Annotated in this window: 23 protein-coding genes; all 23 read left to right on the top strand. The window is 43.0% G+C overall.

Features of this window, described 5'->3' with window-relative positions; translation table 11 throughout:
* A partial coding sequence (codY, locus tag ACPW7N_RS01515) for a GTP-sensing pleiotropic transcriptional regulator CodY (protein ID WP_425649218.1) occupies positions 1 to 464 on the top strand: 464 nt, incomplete at its 5' end.
* 550 nt (positions 465 to 1,014) lie between these two features.
* Positions 1,015 to 1,425: a flagellar basal body rod protein FlgB gene (flgB, locus tag ACPW7N_RS01510; protein WP_425649217.1), complete on the top strand. Its 411-nt coding sequence runs from the start codon at positions 1,015 to 1,017 to the stop codon at positions 1,423 to 1,425.
* Between the two features lie 6 nt (positions 1,426 to 1,431).
* A complete protein-coding gene (flgC, locus tag ACPW7N_RS01505) occupies positions 1,432 to 1,893 on the top strand; it encodes a flagellar basal body rod protein FlgC (protein ID WP_425649216.1) in 462 nt (153 codons plus the stop codon).
* A gap of 16 nt (positions 1,894 to 1,909) precedes the next feature.
* Positions 1,910 to 2,206, top strand: a complete 297-nt coding sequence (fliE, locus tag ACPW7N_RS01500; protein WP_425649215.1) for a flagellar hook-basal body complex protein FliE — start codon at positions 1,910 to 1,912, stop codon at positions 2,204 to 2,206.
* 36 nt (positions 2,207 to 2,242) lie between these two features.
* Positions 2,243 to 3,829: a flagellar basal-body MS-ring/collar protein FliF gene (gene fliF / locus ACPW7N_RS01495; protein ID WP_425649214.1), complete on the top strand. Its 1,587-nt coding sequence runs from the start codon at positions 2,243 to 2,245 to the stop codon at positions 3,827 to 3,829.
* A 13-nt stretch (positions 3,830 to 3,842) separates the two neighbouring features.
* Positions 3,843 to 4,856, top strand: a complete 1,014-nt coding sequence (gene fliG, locus ACPW7N_RS01490) for a flagellar motor switch protein FliG (protein ID WP_425649213.1) — start codon at positions 3,843 to 3,845, stop codon at positions 4,854 to 4,856.
* Complete coding sequence (locus ACPW7N_RS01485; protein ID WP_425649212.1) at positions 4,840 to 5,673, top strand: FliH/SctL family protein; 834 nt, start codon at positions 4,840 to 4,842, stop codon at positions 5,671 to 5,673. Before fliG ends, ACPW7N_RS01485 begins: the two co-directional genes overlap by 17 nt.
* Positions 5,660 to 6,982, top strand: coding sequence for a flagellar protein export ATPase FliI (fliI, locus tag ACPW7N_RS01480; protein WP_425649211.1), 1,323 nt, complete (start codon positions 5,660 to 5,662; stop codon positions 6,980 to 6,982). The genes ACPW7N_RS01485 and fliI overlap by 14 nt, the downstream gene beginning before the upstream one ends.
* Entirely contained in the window at positions 6,982 to 7,434 is a 453-nt protein-coding gene (gene fliJ, locus ACPW7N_RS01475) for a flagellar export protein FliJ (RefSeq protein ID WP_425649210.1), read from the top strand. Before fliI ends, fliJ begins: the two co-directional genes overlap by 1 nt.
* A 14-nt stretch (positions 7,435 to 7,448) precedes the next feature.
* Positions 7,449 to 8,336 carry a MotE family protein gene (locus ACPW7N_RS01470; RefSeq protein WP_425649209.1) on the top strand — a complete coding sequence of 296 codons (888 nt, stop codon included), beginning with the start codon at positions 7,449 to 7,451 and terminating at the stop codon, positions 8,334 to 8,336.
* Between the two features lie 66 nt (positions 8,337 to 8,402).
* Positions 8,403 to 9,932, top strand: coding sequence for a flagellar hook-length control protein FliK (locus tag ACPW7N_RS01465; protein WP_425649208.1), 1,530 nt, complete (start codon positions 8,403 to 8,405; stop codon positions 9,930 to 9,932).
* A 21-nt stretch (positions 9,933 to 9,953) separates the two neighbouring features.
* A complete protein-coding gene (locus tag ACPW7N_RS01460) occupies positions 9,954 to 10,355 on the top strand; it encodes a TIGR02530 family flagellar biosynthesis protein (RefSeq protein ID WP_425649207.1) in 402 nt (133 codons plus the stop codon).
* 88 nt (positions 10,356 to 10,443) lie between these two features.
* Positions 10,444 to 11,265 (top strand): flagellar hook-basal body complex protein, encoded by an 822-nt coding sequence (locus ACPW7N_RS01455; protein ID WP_425649206.1) that lies wholly within the window; start codon positions 10,444 to 10,446, stop codon positions 11,263 to 11,265.
* Positions 11,266 to 11,337: 72 nt separating this feature from the next.
* Positions 11,338 to 11,559 carry a flagellar FlbD family protein gene (locus tag ACPW7N_RS01450; protein WP_425649205.1) on the top strand — a complete coding sequence of 74 codons (222 nt, stop codon included), beginning with the start codon at positions 11,338 to 11,340 and terminating at the stop codon, positions 11,557 to 11,559.
* A 13-nt stretch (positions 11,560 to 11,572) separates the two neighbouring features.
* Positions 11,573 to 12,022 carry a flagellar basal body-associated FliL family protein gene (locus ACPW7N_RS01445; protein ID WP_425649204.1) on the top strand — a complete coding sequence of 150 codons (450 nt, stop codon included), beginning with the start codon at positions 11,573 to 11,575 and terminating at the stop codon, positions 12,020 to 12,022.
* Positions 12,023 to 12,068: 46 nt separating this feature from the next.
* Positions 12,069 to 13,064, top strand: coding sequence for a flagellar motor switch protein FliM (gene fliM / locus ACPW7N_RS01440; protein WP_425649203.1), 996 nt, complete (start codon positions 12,069 to 12,071; stop codon positions 13,062 to 13,064).
* On the top strand, positions 13,057 to 14,373 hold the full coding sequence (fliY, locus tag ACPW7N_RS01435; protein WP_425649202.1) for a flagellar motor switch phosphatase FliY: 1,317 nt from the start codon (positions 13,057 to 13,059) through the stop codon (positions 14,371 to 14,373). Before fliM ends, fliY begins: the two co-directional genes overlap by 8 nt.
* Positions 14,374 to 14,404: 31 nt before the next feature.
* Positions 14,405 to 14,767 carry a response regulator gene (locus tag ACPW7N_RS01430; RefSeq protein WP_425649201.1) on the top strand — a complete coding sequence of 121 codons (363 nt, stop codon included), beginning with the start codon at positions 14,405 to 14,407 and terminating at the stop codon, positions 14,765 to 14,767.
* Positions 14,768 to 14,771: 4 nt separating this feature from the next.
* Positions 14,772 to 15,476 carry a flagellar biosynthetic protein FliO gene (locus ACPW7N_RS01425; RefSeq protein ID WP_425649200.1) on the top strand — a complete coding sequence of 235 codons (705 nt, stop codon included), beginning with the start codon at positions 14,772 to 14,774 and terminating at the stop codon, positions 15,474 to 15,476.
* Complete coding sequence (fliP, locus tag ACPW7N_RS01420) at positions 15,473 to 16,258, top strand: flagellar type III secretion system pore protein FliP (protein ID WP_425649199.1); 786 nt, start codon at positions 15,473 to 15,475, stop codon at positions 16,256 to 16,258. The genes ACPW7N_RS01425 and fliP overlap by 4 nt, the downstream gene beginning before the upstream one ends.
* Before the next feature lie 62 nt (positions 16,259 to 16,320).
* Positions 16,321 to 16,590 carry a flagellar biosynthesis protein FliQ gene (gene fliQ, locus ACPW7N_RS01415; RefSeq protein ID WP_425649198.1) on the top strand — a complete coding sequence of 90 codons (270 nt, stop codon included), beginning with the start codon at positions 16,321 to 16,323 and terminating at the stop codon, positions 16,588 to 16,590.
* A 4-nt stretch (positions 16,591 to 16,594) separates the two neighbouring features.
* Complete coding sequence (gene fliR, locus ACPW7N_RS01410; protein ID WP_425649197.1) at positions 16,595 to 17,371, top strand: flagellar biosynthetic protein FliR; 777 nt, start codon at positions 16,595 to 16,597, stop codon at positions 17,369 to 17,371.
* Between the two features lies 1 nt (position 17,372).
* Positions 17,373 to 18,470: a flagellar biosynthesis protein FlhB gene (gene flhB / locus ACPW7N_RS01405; RefSeq protein ID WP_425649196.1), complete on the top strand. Its 1,098-nt coding sequence runs from the start codon at positions 17,373 to 17,375 to the stop codon at positions 18,468 to 18,470.
* The last annotated feature ends 11 nt before the right edge of the window (positions 18,471 to 18,481 follow it).

The raw sequence follows: 18,481 nt of genomic DNA, 5'->3' as shown, positions 1-18,481 counted from the left end.
TCCGTTCAGGATTAACCACGATTGTTCCTATCATTGGTGGTGGGGACCGACTCGGGACTTTGGTCCTAGCTCGTGTGAATGATCGTTTTGTCGATGACGATTTGATTCTTGCAGAAGTGGGAGCTACCGTAGTAGGCATGGAAATCTTGCGTGAGCGTTCAGAAGCAATTGAAGAAGAAGCTCGTAGCAAGGCAGTTGTGCAAATGGCAATCGGATCACTTTCGTACAGTGAGTTAGAAGCAGTTGAACATATTTTCGAAGAACTTGAGGGTAAAGAAGGATTGCTTGTTGCTTCCAAAATCGCTGACCGTGTAGGTATCACTCGTTCCGTTATTGTCAATGCTCTACGCAAACTGGAAAGTGCAGGCGTGATTGAGTCCCGTTCATTGGGCATGAAAGGTACATTCATTAAAGTATTGAATGAAAAGCTTCTGCCTGAGTTAGAAAAATTGAGAACTTCGTAAGACCAACAGCTTGATACAACGAGGACAAAAGGTGTAGCGAAATAGCGCTACACCTTTTCTGTGCAAGGACAATAACCTAGTATACGGAAAAAATGTCAAATTTATGTCGATCCTGACGATGTCTGTCAGGCTTTTTTTTTAAGATTATACCTAGTCGATTACAGGAAAACCAAAAAAAGGATGATTTGTTTTGGCAAAAAATATTGTTAATTAGGAAAAAAGTATGTCTTATTTATAAAAAAATATTCATCCAGATCAAAATTGGAATAAAAATACAGGGCTTTTGTCGCAAATTATTTCCTTTAGAAAGATAGGGCTTTTTTCGTTAAAATGATTTTGTTATGATTTATACGTGTTGCGCTGTCGAATAAGCAGGAAAAATCACTAGATTTGAAGAACATTCTTACATGAACCATAATTCCTAACTTCTTGATGGTTGGATAATGGATCAAAATGTGAATGTTGGTAAGAATTTCAGAAGGTTAAGCAGTTTCATATTCGACAAACTTGGGGAAATATTTTAGTATTAGGTTTCTTGGAGGGGTAACTCATGATTTCTACGAATCAACTTAATTTACTGGAGCGATCGCTAGATGCTAGTACACTCCGGCACAGGACTATCGCGAATAATATTGCAAACGTAGATACTCCTTACTTCAAAAGCAAACAAGTTGTATTCGAGGAAATTCTACAAAGTCAGATGAGTGGGTCAGGACGAAAGTTGGATGCACTTCAAACAGATTCGAGACATTTTGGATTCGGACAAGCAAGGGGTAGAGTTCCCGCTCCACAAATCATCTCCAATCCCCAAGCGTTCGTACAGAACAATGGCAACGATGTAGATGTAGAGTATGAAATGAATCAAATGGCAAAAAACACAATTTGGTACAATGGCTTGACTCAAATGACCAATGGCTACTTTACCAAATTGAAATCTGTTATTGAAGGTGGAGGGAGGTAGTTTTAGATGAGTTTATTTAGAGGGATGAATATTACAGCATCTGCTTTAACGATGAACCGTCTGCGTCTCGACACCATAGCTGCAAACGTAAGTAATGCCAATTCAACAAGAGCTCAGATGGTGGACGGGGTATGGCAGCCTTATCGTAGGAAAATGGTTGAGGTCATGCCGAAAACCAATCAATCTTTTGATAGCTTATTGCAAACAGCGATGGGTGTTGTAAGTAATCAGCCAGAAAATGGCGTGAGAGTAACGGCTATCAAGGAAGATAATACTTCTTTCAAACGAGTGTTTAATCCTGAGCACCCTGATGCAGATCAAGATGGCTATGTGATGATGCCGAATGTCGACATCATGAAAGAAATGGTAGATATGATTTCTGCATCTCGTTCATATGAAGCCAACGTGACGGTGCTGAATGCTTCCAAGAATATGATGATGAAAGCGTTAGAAATTAACGGGAGATAAGGAGGGTAACTAGAAAATGCAAATAAATTCGATACGTCCACTAGGATTTCAACCTGAGATTCAATCTCCCGCTAAGACACCTGCGGATGTAACCAAATCATTTGGAAGCTATTTGTCTGATGCTATTGAAGAAGTGAATGCAGCTCAAATAGAATCCTCTAAATTGACAGAAAAGTTCGCAACAGGCCAGGTTGAAGATATTCATCAAGTGATGATTGCCAGCCAGAAATCTTCCATTGCTCTCTCCTTAACAATGCAAGTACGTAATAAAGTGATCGAATCTTACCAAGAGATCATGCGTATGCCGATCTAATCTAGAGTAACGTATTCTTTCTTGGTGAGGTGAACTATGAACGAACGTCTAGCATTATATAGAGAACAGGCAAAAAACTTTTGGGATCGATTCAGTACGAGACAAAAATGGATGATCTCGGCAATACTCTTGTTTTTAATCATATCACTTGGCCTTTACATATATGTTGCTTCTCGCCCGGTCTTCGTACCATTGTATGACCAGAAATTGAGCGAGCAAGAGGTAGGGGTCATCAAGCAAGAACTGGAAACACGCAAGATCCCTTACCGCATTACGGGTAACGGAACCCAGATCGAAGTGCCTCAAGTGGATGCCCAAAATGTTGTAGTAGATCTTGCTGCCCAAGGAATACCGGCAACAGGGTCGATCAGTTCGGAAATCTTTAAAGGTGCAGGTACATTTGGGATCACTGACAGACAATTCGACGTTTTGGAAAAGGACGCAGTACAACAAGAATTACGAAAAATGTTGGAGCGGGTCCGTGGAGTTCAAAGCGCACAGGTAATGATTACATTGCCAGAAGAAAATGTCTGGATTACTGATAAACCAGAGACTGCAACGGCATCGGTCATTGTCGAAGTTGCTCCGGGTACCCAATTAAACGATCAGCAAGTAAAGTCCTTATACTATCTTGTTTCTCGAAGTGTAGAAAAACTGCCGATCGAAAATATTACCATAACTGACCAATACTCCAATTTGCTGGAGTTAACCGATAGTGACGCTAATGGTCAAACCTTAACAACTTACCAACAACAAGAAAAAATCAAAACAGAAGTGGAACGTAAAATTCAACAAAACTTGTATAACCTTCTCGGAACCTTGATGGGGCGTGACAAGGTCATTGTCCAAACGGCTGTCAACATGAACTTCGCTAAGGAAAATCGTGAAGAGAAGCTGGTAACACCTGTTGACGCAGAAAATAACGAGGGAATAATTATTAGTGCCGAAAAATTGTCCAAGACGTTCTCTGGACAAGGTGCCCCACCAGCAGGTGCCACTGGAACAGGTGCTACAGACGTTCCTTCCTTCCCAGGTGGAGGACAGCAGGGTGCAAACAGTGAGTACGAAGAGTTAGAAGATCGTGTGAATCGTGAAGTCAATCGAATCAATCGTAATATTGTTGAAAGCCCTTATAAAATTGAAGATATTACCATTAATGTCGGCGTAGAACCCCCGAATGGTGGACAACTGGATCAACAAACCATTGACAATATCAAGCAGGTTCTGCGAAACGTTGTTCGTGTTACGATCAGTTCGAAAGATGTTGCTTTAACCGATGAGCAAATTGATCAACGTATTTCTGTATTCCCACGTGAGTTCTCCGGTAAAGTGGTGGCAGAAGAACAGTCAGCACTTAACTCGTATATTCTTTACGGTGCAGGAGCATTAGCGTTGTTGGCGCTCGCTGCGGTAGCATTCATGATCTACCGACGTCGTAAACAACAAGCAGAAATTGAGGAAGAGTTGCCCGATCTACCTCCTCCTAAGCCATTTGAGGTACCAGATCTAGCATATAACGAAGATAGTGACGAGGTAGTCATACGCAAACAGTTAGACAAATTGGCTCGAAGCAAACCGGACGAATTCGTCACGTTGCTTCGAACCTGGCTAGCTGAAGACTAGGGAGTGAGGACAGATGGCTCGCGGGGCCAAAGAATTATCAGGTCGGCAAAAAGCTGCAATCCTGCTTATCTCGCTTGGGCCGGAAGTATCCGCCCAAGTATTTAAACACTTACGTGAAGATGAAATTGAACAATTGACATTAGAAATTGCTAACGTTCGAAAAGTCGATACAGATGAAAAGGAAAAAGTACTATCAGAATTTCATCAAATTGCCGTAGCGAAAGAGGTAATCGCTCAGGGCGGTATTACCTATGCGAAGGAAATTTTGGAGAAAGCATTGGGACAATCCAAGGCGATCGATATTATTAATCGCCTGACTGCCAATTTGCAAGTAAGGCCATTCGACTTTGCCAGAAAAGCAGAACCCAGCCAGATCCTCAACTTTATTCAAAATGAGCATTCTCAAACGATTGCACTTGTATTAGCTTATTTGGAACCAACTCAAGCAGCAATGATTCTTTCTGCATTGCCACAGGAGAGACAAGCAGATGTTGCGAAACGCATTGCTTTGATGGATAGCACATCACCAGAAGTAATTGCACAGGTAGAGCAAGTATTGGAGCAAAAACTGTCCGCAACGGTGACACAGGATTACACTCAAGCGGGTGGTATTGAAGCCATCGTTAATGTCTTGAATGGTGTTGACCGCAGTACAGAACGTACTATTCTTGACTCACTCGAAATCCAGGATCCAGAACTTGCAGAAGAAATCAAGAAGCGCATGTTTGTTTTCGAAGATATCGCTACACTCGACAATCGCTCCATTCAACGTGTTATTCGCGACGTGGAGAATGCCGATCTTATGTTGGCGCTTAAAGTGTCGAGCGAAGAAGTACGAGAAGTCATTTTCCGCAATATGTCCAAACGGATGGCAGAAACCTTCCGGGAAGAGATGGAATTTATGGGCCCTGTGCGTTTGCGTGATGTTGAAGAAGCGCAATCCCGGATTGTTGCTACAATTCGTCGCTTAGAAGAGGCGGGTGAAATTATCATCGCCCGTGGTGGAGGGGATGATATCATTGTCTAGGATCTATAAAGCATCCAGTTATTCAACGACAGATGAGAAAATTATCCTTCAAGTAAAATCGCTACCACCTAAACAGACGGATCAACTTGGCCAAAGGTTGCAAGAAAATATCGATCCAACTATAAAAAATGCAGAAGCTGAAGCACAAGCCATTTTGCAGGATGCCGAAGAAATGGCACAAAAGATTATGGCAGAAGCATCTAGTCGTGCTGAACAACTGCTGGAACAGACTCGTCAAGAGATGGAACAATGGTGGTTACAAAAAGAGCAAGAAGCTGCCATTCAAGCCCAGCAATTGTTTGAGCAAGCCAAAGAAGAAGGCTACCATCAGGGAGTGGAAGAGGGCAAAATTGCCGCGCGTGAAGAGGAAGAAGAAAATATTCAGCTTGCTCGCAACGTTTTGATGGAAGCTTATAAAACCAAAGAATCAATTATTAATTCAGCAGAACCTTTTCTGGTTGACTTAAGTGTAGAAATTGCAAAAAAAATCATTGGTGCTGAACTTGCTTCGTCACCAGAAAACATACTTGAGATTGTACAACGTATTGTGCGCCGATCTCGAGTACATGGTCAGATAACAATCTGTGTGAATCATCAATACTACCAGTATATAGAGGAACATCGAGCTCAATTTCTTGCTTTGCTGGACGGACAAGCAGAACTATCCATTTTTCCTGACTACACAGTGCAAGATGAGGGCTGTGTAATCCGTACACCATTTGGAAGTGTTGATGCACGAATTGATACGCAATTGAGTGAGATTAAGCAGGTGTTGCTTGATATCGCACGAGGAAGTGAGACAAATGACATCACTTGATCTATCGAAATATCAATTTGCGCTTTCATCCCTTGATCCGGTACGAATTAATGGAAAAGTAACTCAAGTGGTTGGCCTTACCATTGAATCGCAAGGACCAGAAGCCAAACTAGGGGAAATTTGTCACATTTATTCCCAAAATGGAGCGGAACCTATTATTGCAGAGGTTGTCGGATTTCGAGACAATAAAGTCTTGATGATGCCTCTGGGTGAATTGTCTTCCATTGGCCCAGGATGTGATGTTGTAGCAACGGGGAAGCCGCTCACGGTGAAAGTTGGAACTGAAATCCTGGGAACGATACTTGACGGATTAGGGCGCCCGCTCAATGGCAGTCCTCTTCCATTCGGTTTAACGAGCTACCCGACAAATAATTTACCGCCTAATCCACTTGCCAGGCCTCGTATCACTGAGCCGATCGGGGTAGGAATTCGTGCGATCGATGGGTTGCTATCGGTAGGTAATGGACAACGTGTTGGTATTTTTGCCGGTTCAGGGGTAGGAAAAAGTACGCTACTGGGAATGATTGCCCGCAATACGAACGCTGATATTAATGTGATTGGCCTGATCGGTGAGCGTGGACGTGAGGTCATGGAGTTTATCGAGCGTGATTTGGGGGAAGAGGGTTTAAAGAGGTCTGTTGTTGTTGTAGCAACTTCTGATCAACCTGCCTTGATTCGAATCAAAGGCGCATTGATAGCAACCTCTATTGCCGAATATTTTCGAGACCGTGGATTGAATGTCATGCTGATGATGGATTCCGTGACACGCTTTGCGATGGCCCAGCGTGAAGTAGGACTTGCTATCGGTGAACCGCCAGCGACAAGAGGTTATACACCTTCCGTGTTTGCCATGCTTCCGAAACTGCTTGAACGTGCAGGTACCTCTACCAAAGGAAGTATTACTGCTTTTTATACGGTTTTAGTTGACGCAGATGACATGAACGATCCGATCGCTGATACGGTTCGAGGAATTTTAGACGGACATATCGTGCTCGACCGGAAAATTGCTCAGAAGGGTCATTTTCCGGCAATAGATATATTGCAAAGTGTCAGCCGTGTTATGAATGAGATTTCATCAGACAACCACCTGCAAGCTGCCAGACAACTAAAGCGATATATGGCAACTTTTAAAGATGCAGAGGATCTTATTAACATTGGCGCTTACAAAATGGGTTCCAATCGGGAAATCGATACAGCGATTCGCTTTCGGGACACCATCCGTGATTATACTGCCCAGTCCACACATGAACCTGCTGAGTTGAAAGCGAGTATTAATGCTCTCATTGCTCACTTTGGAGGAGTAAACTAATGAAAAATTTTCAGTTTCATCTCCAAAAAATTCTCGATCTGAAAGAAAAGGAAAAGGAACAGGCAGAATGGGCATTCGGCAAGTCTGTTCAGAAAAAAAATGAAGAAGAGACAAAGCTGTATCAACTAACCGAGCTCCGAAATGAAGTCACAGAATCTCTCTATTCCATTCAAAGTGAACCACGTAGCATCTCTGAACTGATGCAATTCGTGCAGTATCAGCAGTCGGTAGACAAAAAGATTGAATCCCAACGTCGCACCGTGAATGGCTGTGAGCAGGAGATCGAGCGTTGTCAGACAAGACTCACTTTTCATATGACTGAGTCGAAGTTGTGGAATCGACTCAAGGAAAAAGCAAGAGAAAGCTTCGATGAGAATATCAAGCAACGAGAGCAAAAAGAGCTAGACGAAATAGGGATTAATCGCTATTTACGCAGAGCCACTCATAGATAGAGAGGAGGTTCGTCATGGAAGAGGTTGAATTGCAAGAAGAAAAGGTCTATAGCAAATGGGAATGGATTTTTTACATGATTGTCATTCCTGCTCTGTTTGCGAGTCTTCTGGGCGGAGTACTCCTGAGTTTGCTTGGAGTGGATGTCATTGGCAAGGTACTTCACGTAGGTAATTCCATTCCATATGTCGAACGGATTGTACCTGGTGATAATGAAAAACCAACAGAGGCCAAAAAAACGGAACAAAATCAGCTTTCAACCATGCAGGCCGAGTTGACCAAAAATAAACAGAGTTCCGCAGCTTTGCAAGAAGAAGTAGCGAAGAAAGATGCTACGATTCAAGCCATGCAAAAACAAGTGGTTGACTTGCAAAAGATGATGGAAGACAAGCGGATTACAGATGAAGAAAGACAGAAGCAGTATCAGGATTTGGCTAAAATCTATACGACAATGTCAACAAAGAACGCAGCAGCAATCATTGAGAATCTGACGAAGGAAGAAGCTGTTACTGTTCTGGCCAAAATGAAGCCTGATCAACGTGCGGGAATTTTGGAGAAGATGGACCCGAAGAAGGCTGCTGATATTTCGATCCTGATCAAAGACACAACCATTAGCAAGGATGATGATCTCGCTGCATTGCAACAGAGGGTTCAGGTCCTTACTAAGGCGTTAAGTGAAACACGACAGGACAGCACAAGCCTTGATTCGCTCATTAATACATTTTCACAGATGTCACCTGATGATTCTGCATCAATCATTACAACCTTGATGAACACCAACTCGAAACGAGCAATCTCTATTCTTGCCGGTATGGGAAATGATAAGAGAGCGCAGGTTCTTGCTTCCATAGCGAAAAAAGATGGAAATATGGCTGCTCGTATTACAGATGAGTTGCTGCGATAGGTGTAGGCAATAGCCGAACCGTCGTTACCATATAGGCAACTAAAAATCATTTAAGGAGGTGACGAAATGAATGTAGCCAATTCACAAATGACAAACGTATCGATGCTTGATTCTGCTATTGTCACTGGCGGTAAAAACGTATCGCCGGAGCAGCAGGGGATGTTGGGAGCGATGTTTGCTTTACAAATGGGGAATGCTCTGCAACAGTCAACAGCAACCGGATTCGTTCCAGAAGTGAAGACAGATGAAGATTTTGCTAATCTTCAAGACTTGATGGCGATGATTGCACAACTTTTGAATGGGACAAAGTTGTTGCCTGACCAACAAATGCAACAGGTTGATGGACAAGCTATCCAAACAACAGAAGTATTGATTCAAGCCAATCAGGCAGTTTATCAGGAAACAGTTCAAGGCTTCACTGGTCAATCTGTACCTACAATTGATCAAATTGCTTCGTTGCTGGGGCAAAGTGTTGAAGTTCAGGCAATTTCAGACAAACTGCCAAAGCTGATGGAGTTCCTGGCACAAGTAACACCACAGGATGGTAGTGGAATCAAGTTGGATACGGAGTCAGTCAAATCGTTAACTGCTGCGTTCATGAATCACGGTATGTCTCAAGAAGAGGCAACCAAATTTACAGAGTCTCTTGCGGCCTTTGCCAAAGCAGGAGAACAAGCCAAACAGTCTGAGGTAAAGGTAGCCGCCGGACAGATCAGCCAATTACTAGCTCAATTGGGTGCTAAGACGGCAGACGGCAAAGAACTGATTACACCGAAAGATAACAAGCTGCCAGGACAGTTCTTCAAACGCACTGGAATGGGGCCATCTTTCACAGGAAACACAGTTTCTCAGTCTACCCAACCAGTTCAGTCCAACCTTGCGATGCTGAAAGTGAATCGAGCTTTATCATCGTATCAGGTAGAAGCTGCACAGATTGGCAATCGGACTTTAACGCAAACTGCTAGTCAAGGAAATCCACTTCAAGCAATGACGACACCAACAGTTGAGTCCAATAGCAAAACGAATGAGACATTTGTAAGCTTCCAACAGCAACCAATTCTTACTCAATCTTCTGTTCAAACAGCTCAATCAACCGGACAAGCCAACAGCTTTGTCGTGAAATCGGACCAATTTGCAGAGCAGGTTACTGATGTCTTTGTTAAACAAATGAAGATTGGCAACCTCAAAGGAGTAACAGAAGCGAAGATCATCTTGCATCCACAGTCACTTGGACAGGTTGATGTAAAGATTACCTCGCATAATGGTGTCATTACCGCTCAGTTCTCCGTAGACAATGGCATGGGGAAAGAGGTACTGGACTCACAAATGGCGCAGCTTCGCACAGCATTGACACAACAAGGACTGCAAGTTGATCGATTAGAGGTAACGCAACAGCAATCTCAACAACAATTTGGATTCCAACAGCAAAAAGAACAAAACAAAGAGCAGCAATCCTTTACCGGAAAAGAAGACAACAAGAAATCGGACAAAGATGATGCTGTGTTCTCTATTGAGAGCTTAGTTGAGGGAGAACAACCAGTATCGAGCCTTTGGAACCGTGCGAGAATGGCAGGAGCAATCAACTATTCTGCATAACCAGGAGGATGGTGAGACCACATGAACAATCAATTTCGTGTAGGACAAACATATTTTCCTTCAAAGCCTGGTGGAGTAGTAAAGCAGCCTGCAAGTACGCAGCTTCCTAAAACAAACAAGCCTTTCGAACAGTGGCTCAAAGACAGTCTGATCATCCCCAAACAGGTTTCTCGTCTCTCCTTTAGTCAACATGCCTTAAACCGCCTACAGGAAAGAGGCATTGTACTTGGTGATTCAGAGATTGATCGACTGGAAGGTGCCGTAGAGAAAGCGGCTGCCAAAGGAGCAAAGGAATCACTCGTGATCATGGATAACGTCGCCTATGTCGTTAATATCGCCAATCGGAAAGTGATTACTGCTGTGGATGATGCCCACATGAAGGAAAGTGTATTTACGAATATTGATAGTGCAGTACTCGTGTAGTAAAGGGCCGGCCCTCCTAGAGGAAGCCCTATGAATGGTTGCCGACTGACTGAGGCAACCGATGCGAAATCATAGAGGAGGTTATAAAATGCTTCGTTCTTTGTACTCTGGTGTTTCTGGTATGCGTGGATTCCAAACGAAATTGGATGTAATCGGTAATAACATCGCAAACGTGAATACAACAGGATTTAAGAAAAGCCGTGTTGTTTTTCAGGATATTTTGAGCCAAAATATCGCTGGTGCAACTGCTCCATCTGGAGATGGTATGGGCGGGATCAACCCGAAACAGGTAGGCCTTGGTTCTCAAGCAGTTGCCATCGATGTTGTCCATACTACCGGGTCCCCAATGACTACGAACTTGACAACTGATTTATCCATTGAGGGTGATGCCTTCTTCGTAGTAAGTAATGATGGTGGAGAAACAAGATACCTTACTCGTGCAGGAAATTTTACTCGTGACGGTGACGGATTCCTGGTGAATGCGCAAGGTATGCAGGTGTTGGATTCAGGTGGGGAACCAATTCAAATTCCACGGGAAACAGTTACATCTTTCTCATTTGGTAAAAACGGAAGCATCAATGCATTCGATGCAACAGGACAAGCAGTGCAAATTGGTAATGGATTTGTAGGTGTAACTACAGTAGACAATCCATCCGGTTTACAGAAGATTGGTAACTCCTTGTATCAAATGACGCAAAACGCTAACCCTGGTGGAGAGTTGGAAGTCGAAATTGTAGACCCTACTGCTGCTAACTCCGCAATCGTAGCAGGTACATTAGAAATGTCTAACGTAGACTTGCAAGAAGAATTTACAGAAATGATTGTGGCTCAACGTGGTTTCCAAGCAAATTCTCGCATTATTACCACTTCTGATACCATTTTGGAAGAATTGATTAATCTGAAGCGTTAAGTAATGTGAGTAGGTAGAGTGACAGGGGGGAGAATAATCCGCTCCCCTCTACTCAACTGAAAGGAGTATCCTATGATTCTCTTGACCCGCTTTAACGGAGCCCCATTCTATATAAATATCATTCATATTGAAACGGTAGAAGCGACTCCGGATACGATTATTACACTGACCAATGGAAAGAAGATTCTCGTAAAAGAAGATGCGCAGGAAGTTGCTGAGCGAATAAGCAAGTTTATTCAATCAATCCCATTGGCTACCGTGGTTACACATTCACTGGACGAAATCAATGAATAGCGGGAGGCTGCCCATGTTTCAAAATAAGCTGTTTAATATGGCATTAATCATTATTATTGCATTATCCCTCCTGGGTGTGGTGGCGTTTGTGCTCTGGCAAATGTATCTCAGTCCGGTTGCGAGTGGTCATGAAGCGAAGGAACAACCAGTTCTTACAGCAGATGAAATGGTGAAATATACCGTCGATACCGGTGAAATTACCACGAATCTACTTTCCAGTAACTACATTATTATTCGCTTCAGCATCACTACTGACAGTGAAGACGCTAAGGAAGAATTGACGAAGCGGACACCACAGGTGAACCAAATCATCATCAAAACCTTGGCAGGATTAACGCCGGACGACATTAAAGGGACAGAGGGGCTAAACAAACTGGAAGCAAAAATTATGAACCAGATCAGCTCCGTTTTGCAAGAGGGTAAAATAGTCCAGGTTATTACCACTAAAAGAGTGTTGCAGTAAAAGTAAATAAGGTGGGTAAATACATAAGTAGGGGAGGTGACCAAGAATGGCCGAGGTTCTCTCGCAGAGTGAAATTGATGCTCTGTTAGCAGCTCTTTCATCAGGTGAAATGGATGCAAATGAGTTGAAAAAAGAAGAAACAGAGCGAAAGGTAAAAGTATACGACTTTAAGCGAGCCTTACGCTTTTCCAAAGATCAAATTCGCGGACTTACCAGGATTCATGAAAATTATGCTCGATTACTGACAACTTATTTTTCTGCTCAACTTCGGACCTTCGTGCAGATCAATGTCGCCTCTGTTGATCAGCTACCATACGATGAATTTATTCGCTCCATTCCAAAAATGACGATATTAAACATCTTTGAAGCGCCGCCACTTGAAGGAAGAATGGTAATGGAGGTAAATCCTAACATTGCCTATGCCATGCTTGATCGATTACTTGGTGGACAAGGTGCCATTCCTGCCAAGATGGGGGCATTAACAGAAATTGAAACAACCGTCATGGAGCGGGTGTTTAGTAAAGCATTAGACAGTTTTCATGAAGCATGGAAGCAAATCATCGAAATGGATCCTTATCTCGAAGTGCTTGAGATGAATCCACAGTTTATGCAGATTGTCTCCCCAAACGAGATTGTCGCCGTAATTTCTTTCAGTACCAAGATTGGTGATACCACGGGAATGATTAACCTGTGTTTACCGCACGTCGTACTGGAACCGATCATGCCAAAACTATCAGGACAATATTGGTTCTCTACTCAGCGGAAAACACGTGATGAAGCAGAAAAGATACAATTGGAAGAACGGGTGAAGACAGCCAAACTTCCAATCATTGCAGAAATGGGAACAGCCACCATTTCTGTAGGGGACTTTCTTAGCTTGTCGTTAGGAGATGTCATCCAGCTTGATCAATCGATTGATTCCAAGCTGCAGATAAAAGTCGGAGAGCGCCTGAAATTCTTAGGGCAGCCAGGCACATCAAAAGGCAGAGTAGCAGTACAAGTAGATGAAGTCATAGAGGAAGGGGAGGAGAACTATGAGTAGAGACATGCTTTCGCAAGATGAGATTGATGCGTTGCTTCGAGCCAATAACTTGTCAGGTGATGAGGAAGGTTCTGAAGATAGCGATGTAGACAACTTTCTCACCGCTTTTGAGCAAGATGCACTCGGAGAGATCGGTAATATCTCGTTCGGTAGTGCAGCAACTGCTCTTTCAACTCTTTTGAGTCAAAAGGTAGATATCACTACACCAACTGTTTCGACAATCAAAAGAAGCGTGCTGGAAAATGAATTTCCTCGCCCACATGTTGCCGTTCACGTGGAATATACTGACGGGTTCAAGGGCATCAATTTGCTGGTTATTCGAATTGAAGATGCATGTGTGATAGCTGACTTAATGATGGGTGGAGAAGGAAGACCAGAATCGAATGATTTATCTGAGCTTCACTTAAGTGCAGTACAGGAAGCAATGAACCAGATGATGGGTTCGGCAGCAACTTCGATGTCTACCATTTTCAATAAATTCGTTAACATCACTCCTCCTGGAATTGATGTAATGGATCTCTCCAAAGGAATTGGTGATGAGAATATTCCTGCCGATGATACTTTGATTAAAATTTCATTCCGCTTGAAAGTCGGAGAGCAAGGCGAGCTAATCGACTCGAACATCATGCAATTGCTCCCGGTACCTTTTGCAAAACAAATGATTGATATGTTAATGGGAACGGGCGATTCGCATGTGAATGCACCTGCTTCACCGACTCCAGAGCCTGCACCAGTGGCAGCAGCAGCGGCTCCGGTACAGGAACAGACGTATGTGCAGCCACCGATGCAGCCTGCAGCGCCAACAGCTCCGCCTCAAGCACCACCTGGAGTTGATCCGTATGCAGCACAAGGGTATCCGATGCAACCTCCGGTACCAGGATATCCACCGTACCCATATCCACCTTATCCGTATCCGCCGCAGTATCAACAACCTCCTGCACCACCAGCTCCTCAACATTTTGGGGGATATGGAGCAGCACATAATCAGGCAAACGTGAAGCCAGCTCAATTTTCGCAATTCGGAGCAGGTTCTGCACCTTATACGGATGATCAGAATCTTGGATTGTTACTGGATATTCCACTTCAGGTCACTGTTGAACTTGGACGCACCAAGAAATTGATTAAAGACATTCTCGAGTTATCTCCTGGTTCAATTATTCAGCTTGATAAACTGGCTGGTGAACCGGTTGATATACTCGTAAATAACAAGCTGATTGCCAAAGGTGAAGTAGTAGTTATCGACGAAAACTTCGGTGTTCGTGTCACAGATATCATAAGCCAATGGGATCGAGTACAAAAGCTACAGTAATATTTCCAATTATTAAGGGAGGATACCATTCATGTCTAACAAAGTTTTAATCGTCGATGATGCTGCATTTATGAGAATGATGATCAAGGAAATTCTGTCCAAAAACGGATACACCGTTGTTGGCGAAGCGAGCGATGGAGCACAAGCGGTTGAAAAGTATAAAGAACTGGGCCCGGATCTTGTAACTATGGACATCACCATGCCTGAAATGGACGGTATTACCGCTCTCAAAGAAATTAAAAAAATTGATCCAAGCGCAAGAATTATCATGTGTTCGGCGATGGGGCAACAAGCAATGGTTATCGATGCAATTCAAGCTGGTGCGAAAGACTTTATCGTTAAACCATTCCAAGCTGATCGTGTAATTGAAGCGATCAAGAAAACGCTGGGATAAGAACATGAAACAATCGTTAGCAGGACAAATGGCCGTATTGGTTTTTTGTTCCGTGCTGCTTCTATTTAGCTTGACCCCATCATTGACCTTTGCAGAAGAGGGTGGAAGATCTGTCGCGGATGCAATCAAAAACGGCAACATGTCTACCCAAGTCCCGAACAGTCAGCAGTCAAGCAATAATGAATCGTTGCCCGCTGATTCGTTTAGTAGTCAATCAAGTGGTTGGTCATTTTTCTTTCAAGTTATTTTTTCACTCGGATTAATTATCGTTCTAATTTATCTCCTGCTTCGGTTCTTAGGCAGTAAGCAGTTGGGAAATTTTCATCAAAAAGGACCAATTAAGGTCATTTCTTCTGCCTCTGTAGGAAATGGAAAATCGGTTCAACTGGTCATGATAGCTGACTCGCTCTACATTCTCGGTGTAGGGGATAATGTCAACCTGATCCGTTATGTTGAAAACGGGGACGAAGCTGATCTCATTTTGTCAGAAGTTGAAATGCAACCGATGAACAAGGGAGTGTTAACTTCTATCTTTCCATTTTTGAAGAAGCATGAGCAACAAGAAGAGGAATTGATTGTCCCACAGGAGAGAATTTCTGACTCCTTTGAGCAGCTATTGGAGAAAAAGTGGGATGAAGTAAAGCACACTAATGCGAAACCAACCAATTGGACGGATCGGGAAAATGAGCAACGAGGAGAACGGTTATGAAAAAAAGATACATGCTATTCTTCATTTTCATTGTTCTCCTGTTGATTCCCCATTCAGCCATGGCCGCTCCACAAGCACCGGTTGGAGCAAATGATATTATTCCGAGTATTGATATTAATATTGGTGGAGCAAAGGGTGCATCTTCCGGCCCACAGGAAACGGCTTCAACCATTAAGATATTACTCATTCTGACTGTTTTGTCCGTAGCACCAGCTATACTCTTGCTAATGACATGTTTTACCCGAATCGTGGTCGTGCTCTCGTTTGTTCGAAATGCCTTAGCTACCCAGCAGATGCCGCCGAACCAGGTATTAGTCGGATTAGCGTTGTTCATGACATTTTTTATTATGGCCCCGACATTGGGAACAGTGAATGAACAAGCCATTCAACCATTCCTGCAAGGCAAAATGACACAGCAGCAAGCACTTGATAAGGCGGTTGTGCCATTTAAGGAGTTCATGGCAAAGCAAACTAGGGAGAAAGATCTCGCATTGTTCATGCAGTATATGAAAGCAGAGAGACCAAAAACGATTCAAGATATTCCATTGGTCGCATTGGTACCCGCCTATGCAATCAGTGAACTGAAGACAGCCTTTCAAATTGGCTTTATGATCTTCATACCATTCCTGGTCATTGATTTGATTGTTTCAAGTATTTTGATGGGTATGGGGATGATGATGTTACCGCCAGTGATGATTTCGCTACCGTTTAAAATCCTTTTGTTCATCATGGTAGATGGCTGGTATTTGATTGTGCGGTCACTGTTGCAAAGCTTCAATTAAGCTCCCATACCGATGAGAGTTGTATAACTGAAGGCAGAAACGTAGAGAGGAGGACTGACGAAGTGACGCAAGAGTTGATTTTGCAAATTGCGCAAGGAGCTGTCTACACCATTTTGATTGTAACTGCACCTGCACTCGGAGTTGGCTTGCTTGTTGGACTATTAGTCAGTGTCTTCCAAGCTACTACACAAATTCAAGAACAAACACTTGCCTTTATTCCGAAAATCGTTGCGATTCTTCTTACTCTCATTGTCGTTGGACCTTGGATGATGCGAACAATCGTAGAGTTTTCTATGAATATCTTTGGCAATCTTCATCGGTTTGTAGGATAGAATTATGACAATGATTCTGACTTACCTTCCATACTTCTTGCTGGTGTTTGTCAGATTGACTGCCTTCTTTATTTCAGCACCTATTTTCTCTACGCGAGGAGTTCCCAACCAGGTTAAGGTTGGACTTGCATTTATTATTGCATTTATCAGTACTTTTTACGTACCTTATCACGGGAATATCCCGACTGACTTGACGATAGTTGTCTATATCCTGAAAGAAGCCATCGTTGGACTTTTGTTAGGATTTATCTTACAGCTACTGTTTTATGCCGTACAGGTTGCTGGTGGCTTAATGGACATGCAGATGGGCTTTGCAATGGCTAACGTGATAGACCCTCGCACAGGGGCGTATGTTCCGATTACAGGCAGTTTCAAAAACTTGTTGGCAACACTGTACTTTCTAAGCATTGACGGTCATCACATGATGATTCGAGGAATTATCTCAAGCTATAAGGCCATTTCGGTAGATAAAATGTGGATTTCTCTTGGTAACGAGAATCTCTTGTTGTTTATCGCCAAAACGTTCAGCCAAATGTTCGCAAGTGCTTTTCTTATAGCAGCCCCAATTGTAGTTGCCTTGTTTCTGGTAGATCTCTCTCTTGGTATTATCGCCAAAACCGTCCCACAATTTAATATCTTTGTGGTCGGAATGCCGATAAAAGTTCTTGCCAGTTTCTTCCTGTTGTTTGTTCTCATGCCTGCTTTCTTTGTTGTACTGGGGAGTTTGTTTCAAAAGATGTTCACAGCCATGTCAGAACTGATGCTACTTCTGGGGGGCTAAAATGAAACAACTGCACATGATGTTTCCAGTAGATCTACAGTTTTTTAACGGAGAAAAAACAGAAAAGGCAACTCCCAGAAAGAAAGAAGATGCGAGAAAAAAAGGGCAGGTGGCAAAGAGTTCTGATCTATCGCCTGCCATTGCTCTTACGGCGATGTTTGGCCTATTTCTTGTTAGTGGGCCGTGGATGCTAGAGACATTTTTGTACATCATGCAGGAATCACTATCCCGCTATACACTGATGGAAGTGAATGCAGAGAATCTCGGTTTTATCACTAATCAGCTCATTTTTGAAGCAATGAAGATTGTTGGTCCGGCTCTAGGTGTAGCATTAATTATGGCACTGGCTGCCAACTACTTGCAGGTCGGTGTCCTGTTTACGACGGAGCCGTTAATGATGAAATTGGAAAAACTGAATCCGATTGAAGGAGCAAAGAAGATTTTTTCACTTCGATCGCTAGTAGAGCTCGTAAAATCAGTTTTGAAAATTTCAGTTGGCTTGTATGTAGCGTACAGTATCCTGTGGAAGTCCAAAGAAGAGCTGATGAGACTTTCACTTGAATCACTGGATGCAGTTCTTGCCTTCACATCTGCCCAGGTGATCAAGCTTGGATTGTTCATTGGGATTACATTTATTGTTCTTGCATTATTAGATTATCTCTATCAGAAGTATGAATATGAGAAGAGCCTGAAGATGTCCAAGCAAGACATTAAAGATGAGTATAAGAAAACCGAGGGTGACCCGTTAATCAAAGGCAAAATTAAAGAGAAACAGAGGCAAATGGCTATGCGTCGAATGATGCAAGAGCTGCCCAAAGCAGATGTTGTTATCACAAACCCGACTCATTTCGCCGTTGCTATCAAATATGAAGCTGGCACGATGACAGCACCTACGGTCATTGCTAAAGGTCAGGATTATATGGCTTTGAAAATTAAGCAGATTGCCAAGCAACATCGCATCGTCGTAATGGAAAACAAACCGCTTGCCCGGGCGCTTTTCTCCCAGGTAGAAATCGGTGAAACCATTCCAGAGGACTTGTTTAAAGCGGTTGCTGAAGTACTCGCTTACGTGTATAAATTGCAAGGAAAAGTGAAATAAGGGAAGGAGGA

The sequence above is a fragment of the Brevibacillus nigriterrae genome (assembly GCF_049846925.1).
In the GTDB taxonomy this organism is placed as follows: Bacteria; Bacillota; Bacilli; order Brevibacillales; family Brevibacillaceae; genus Brevibacillus_H.
Note: the sequence above shows the minus strand (reverse complement) of the source record. Positions and strands in the feature narration are given on the sequence as shown.

What these genes read in the sequence shown, in the direction of transcription:
- flgB (WP_425649217.1), top strand. Translation starts at nt 1,015, where the DNA reads ATGATTTCTACGAATCAACTTAATTTACTGGAGCGATCGCTAGATGCT.
- flgC (WP_425649216.1), top strand. Translation starts at nt 1,432, where the DNA reads ATGAGTTTATTTAGAGGGATGAATATTACAGCATCTGCTTTAACGATG.
- fliE (WP_425649215.1), top strand. Translation starts at nt 1,910, where the DNA reads ATGCAAATAAATTCGATACGTCCACTAGGATTTCAACCTGAGATTCAA.
- fliF (WP_425649214.1), top strand. Translation starts at nt 2,243, where the DNA reads ATGAACGAACGTCTAGCATTATATAGAGAACAGGCAAAAAACTTTTGG.
- fliG (WP_425649213.1), top strand. Translation starts at nt 3,843, where the DNA reads ATGGCTCGCGGGGCCAAAGAATTATCAGGTCGGCAAAAAGCTGCAATC.
- ACPW7N_RS01485 (WP_425649212.1), top strand. Translation starts at nt 4,840, where the DNA reads ATGATATCATTGTCTAGGATCTATAAAGCATCCAGTTATTCAACGACA.
- fliI (WP_425649211.1), top strand. Translation starts at nt 5,660, where the DNA reads ATGACATCACTTGATCTATCGAAATATCAATTTGCGCTTTCATCCCTT.
- fliJ (WP_425649210.1), top strand. Translation starts at nt 6,982, where the DNA reads ATGAAAAATTTTCAGTTTCATCTCCAAAAAATTCTCGATCTGAAAGAA.
- ACPW7N_RS01470 (WP_425649209.1), top strand. Translation starts at nt 7,449, where the DNA reads ATGGAAGAGGTTGAATTGCAAGAAGAAAAGGTCTATAGCAAATGGGAA.
- ACPW7N_RS01465 (WP_425649208.1), top strand. Translation starts at nt 8,403, where the DNA reads ATGAATGTAGCCAATTCACAAATGACAAACGTATCGATGCTTGATTCT.
- ACPW7N_RS01460 (WP_425649207.1), top strand. Translation starts at nt 9,954, where the DNA reads ATGAACAATCAATTTCGTGTAGGACAAACATATTTTCCTTCAAAGCCT.
- ACPW7N_RS01455 (WP_425649206.1), top strand. Translation starts at nt 10,444, where the DNA reads ATGCTTCGTTCTTTGTACTCTGGTGTTTCTGGTATGCGTGGATTCCAA.
- ACPW7N_RS01450 (WP_425649205.1), top strand. Translation starts at nt 11,338, where the DNA reads ATGATTCTCTTGACCCGCTTTAACGGAGCCCCATTCTATATAAATATC.
- ACPW7N_RS01445 (WP_425649204.1), top strand. Translation starts at nt 11,573, where the DNA reads ATGTTTCAAAATAAGCTGTTTAATATGGCATTAATCATTATTATTGCA.
- fliM (WP_425649203.1), top strand. Translation starts at nt 12,069, where the DNA reads ATGGCCGAGGTTCTCTCGCAGAGTGAAATTGATGCTCTGTTAGCAGCT.
- fliY (WP_425649202.1), top strand. Translation starts at nt 13,057, where the DNA reads ATGAGTAGAGACATGCTTTCGCAAGATGAGATTGATGCGTTGCTTCGA.
- ACPW7N_RS01430 (WP_425649201.1), top strand. Translation starts at nt 14,405, where the DNA reads ATGTCTAACAAAGTTTTAATCGTCGATGATGCTGCATTTATGAGAATG.
- ACPW7N_RS01425 (WP_425649200.1), top strand. Translation starts at nt 14,772, where the DNA reads ATGAAACAATCGTTAGCAGGACAAATGGCCGTATTGGTTTTTTGTTCC.
- fliP (WP_425649199.1), top strand. Translation starts at nt 15,473, where the DNA reads ATGAAAAAAAGATACATGCTATTCTTCATTTTCATTGTTCTCCTGTTG.
- fliR (WP_425649197.1), top strand. Translation starts at nt 16,595, where the DNA reads ATGACAATGATTCTGACTTACCTTCCATACTTCTTGCTGGTGTTTGTC.
- flhB (WP_425649196.1), top strand. Translation starts at nt 17,373, where the DNA reads ATGAAACAACTGCACATGATGTTTCCAGTAGATCTACAGTTTTTTAAC.